The 3,218-nt window shown below is 67.7% G+C and carries 2 protein-coding genes and 1 pseudogene; 1 reads left to right on the plus strand and 2 read right to left on the minus strand.

Annotated elements, in window-relative coordinates:
- The first annotated feature begins 171 nt into the window (after positions 1 to 171).
- Positions 172 to 1,020 (plus strand): ammonia-dependent NAD(+) synthetase, encoded by an 849-nt coding sequence (gene nadE, locus JYJ84_RS32340; protein ID WP_175222964.1) that lies wholly within the window; start codon positions 172 to 174, stop codon positions 1,018 to 1,020.
- A 75-nt stretch (positions 1,021 to 1,095) separates the two neighbouring features.
- Here the strand turns inward: nadE and JYJ84_RS32345 are convergent, their stop codons facing one another.
- On the minus strand, positions 1,096 to 2,772 hold the full coding sequence (locus tag JYJ84_RS32345; RefSeq protein WP_122948041.1) for a S10 family peptidase: 1,677 nt from the start codon (positions 2,770 to 2,772) through the stop codon (positions 1,096 to 1,098).
- A gap of 75 nt (positions 2,773 to 2,847) precedes the next feature.
- Positions 2,848 to 3,218, minus strand: a pseudogene (locus JYJ84_RS32350) (peptidase S53); the annotation flags it as partial.

The raw sequence follows: 3,218 nt of genomic DNA on the forward strand, positions 1-3,218 counted from the left end.
TGCGAACACCCATCGCGAGGCAGCCTGCACCCCCTCGGCGCGCCATGCACCACGGCGATGCACCCCGTCTCTCCGAAGCAACGCGACATCGCCGGATCGCACGCCCGGCGCGGCGCCGCGCCGCGATTGCGCTTATGATGGGCGCCTTGATTTCGTTCCGGAACTCCCTTCATGACATCCGCCGATTACGCCAGCCGCCAACGCGCGATCATTGCCGAACTGAACGTCGCCCCGCAATTCGACGCCGAGGCCGAAATCGCCCGCCGCGTCGAATTCCTCGCGCAATACCTGCGTTCGACCGGCCTGCGGACCTACGTGCTCGGCATCAGCGGCGGCGTCGATTCGTCGACGGCCGGCCGGCTCGCGCAACTGGCGGTCGAGCGCCTGCGCGCCGATGGCTACGATGCCCGCTTCATTGCCATGCGCTTGCCGAACGGCGTGCAGAACGACGAAGCCGACGCGCAGCGCGCGCTCGCGTTCATCCGCGCGGACGAGGAACTGACCGTCAACGTGAAGCCGGCCGCCGATGCGATGCTCGGCGCACTGGCCGCGTCCGGCCATGCGTTCGAGACGCCGGCGCAGCAGGACTTCGTGCACGGCAACGTCAAGGCCCGCGAGCGCATGATCGCGCAGTACGCGGTGGCCGGGGCGCGTCGCGGCATCGTGATCGGCACCGATCACGCGGCCGAGTCGCTGATGGGTTTCTTCACGAAGTTCGGTGACGGCGGCGCGGACATCCTGCCGCTCGCGGGGCTGAACAAGCGTCGCGTGCGCGCGGTGGCCCGTGCGCTCGGCGGCGAGGAACTGATCGTGATGAAGGTGCCGACGGCCGACCTCGAGGAACTGCGCCCGCTGCGCCCCGACGAGCACGCCTATGGCGTCACCTACGACGAGATCGACGATTTCCTCGAAGGCAAGGCGGTGAGCGACCACGTGTACGAAACGGTGCTGCGCTTCTACGACGGTTCGCGCCACAAGCGCGCGCTGCCGTACACGCCGTTCGACTGGCCGACCGCATAAGCCGGCCGCCCCGGCTGGACAATACCGCCGCGCGCACCGCAACGGCTGCGCGCGGCATTCTCCCGACGGGCAACGCTACGCGTGCCCGCCCGTCTTCGACGCCTGCAACGCGCGAATCCGCATCCGCGCACCCGTATCGCTGACCGTCGCGTCGTACATCGTCGCGAGATCGCGCTTGAGCGCGGTACGCGAGCCGCCGTCGAGATACACCATGTGCCCCGACGGATAGAAACGCGCGGACAGGTTCTGCCGCACCTTCTGATCCTCGAGCGGCATCTGCTGCAGGTCGATCACGGTCTGGTAGAACGGCGTGACGAAATCGTAGAAGCCGTTCGCCGACAGCACCTTCAGGTCGACGTTCAGCGCCATCACCGCGGCGAGATCGCCGGCCGTATAGAGGATCACGTTCCCCTGCGCATCGATGCCCTGCTGTGCGCCGGTCGGGTCGATGTGGCTGAAATCCCAGTTCTGGAACGCCTGGTCGTTCAGGTCGGTGAACGCGGAATTCGACGTGAACTTCAGCTGCTCGTTCAGGTAGCTGTTCCACATCGCCGTATAGACGCCCGTCACGGCCGTCATCGTCGGATCGTTGCCGCCCGAGTTCGGGTCGATCTTGCCGGCGATGCCCGACGAGATCCCGGTCACGCGGCCGTCGTACGAGCCGAGCGCGAGCCCCTGCGCATGCAGCAGCGTCGTCAGGAACAGCGAATTGCCGCGCGTGTCGTAGCCGGCGATGTTGAGACTCCACGATTGCAGCGTCGCCGCATCGATGCCCGTGTATTGCGACAGCTTCTGCACGGCGGCCGGGTCCGCATGCGGGACCGTGCGCAACGCGTTCAGGTAGTCGGTGCGCGAAAACTGCGCGACTTCCTCGACGAACGCGCCGAGATCGGTCGGCGCCGGCGTGACGCCGAGTTTCTTGTGATACCACGCGTCGGCCGCCGCGGTCGGCAGCGCGCCGACCGGGTTGCCGGCCTGCCGGTAGTCGAGGATCGACGATTGCAGCGTGACGCCGTTCAGGTCGACGCCGTCCTCGTGCAGCTTGTACGCGAGCACGCAGCTGCGCGCGGTGCCATACGATTCGCCGAACAGGTACTTCGGCGAATTCCAGCGGTTGTTCTTCGTCAGGTAGCGCTTGATGAACTGCTTCAGCGAATCCGCATCCTGGTCGACGCCCCAGAAGTTGCGGTTCTTGTTCGGCGCGACGGCCGCCGAATAGCCGGTGCCGACCGGGTTGATGAACACCAGGTCGCTGTGGTCGATCATGCTGTCCGGGTTGTCTTCCATCTGGTACGGCGCGGGCGGCGTGAACCCCGGCATCGACGTCTTGATGCGCTTCGGCGCGAACGAGCCCAGCAGCACGAACACCGACGACGAGCCCGGCCCGCCGTTATAGAAGAACGTCACGGGCCGCGTTTCTTCCTTCGCGCCGTCGGCCGTGAACGCGACGTAGAAGAGCTTCGCGGCCGGCTGCGAACTGCTCGGGTCGACCGTCACGAGATGGCCGGCCGTCGCCGTGTAGGCGATGCGCTTCCCGTCGATCAGGATCGTGTGATGCGTGATCGCGGCCGCCTCGGTCGTGTCGGTCACCGAATCGTCGGGGCCGTTGCCGTACGCCACCGGATCGAAGAACGGCTGGTCGCGGCCGTGGCTGAGCGCGACCGGGTTGATGGTCGGCGGCACGCCATGCGAGTTGTGGTCGCCGTGATGCAGCGGATACACGCCGCCGGAAGATGCGGAATCGATGCCCATCGTGCTGCTCCTGGAGGTGAGAAAAAGGCGCGGGCTGGCAGCCCGCGCCACACGGAAAGACGTGTCCCGCGGCCGTCAGCTCGACGGCTTGCGCGTGAGGATCGCGGCAAGCTGCGCGCCGTTCGGGCTGCCGAGGCCCGTGCACGCATCCCAGCCCTGCGCGGCCGCATACGTGCCGTTCGAGCCCTGCGTGATGTCGCGCAGCGCGCCCGGATTCTTGTAGAGCACCGGGTTGACCCAGCCGGCAGTCGCACCGCCCGCCGCACTCGGCGCCGCACTTGCCGCCGCATTGATTCGCACGATCAGCGCGGCCCACAGCGGCGCGACCGCGCTCGTGCCCCCCATCACCGTGGCCGTACCCGCGATCGACACTTCGTAGCCCGTCTGCGGCGACGCATCGCCGGCGACGTCCGGCACGCCGCGCTTCGCGAGCGGGGTGCTGCTGC

This window comes from Burkholderia sp. LMG 13014 (assembly GCF_905232215.1).
Taxonomy (GTDB): domain Bacteria; phylum Pseudomonadota; class Gammaproteobacteria; order Burkholderiales; family Burkholderiaceae; genus Burkholderia.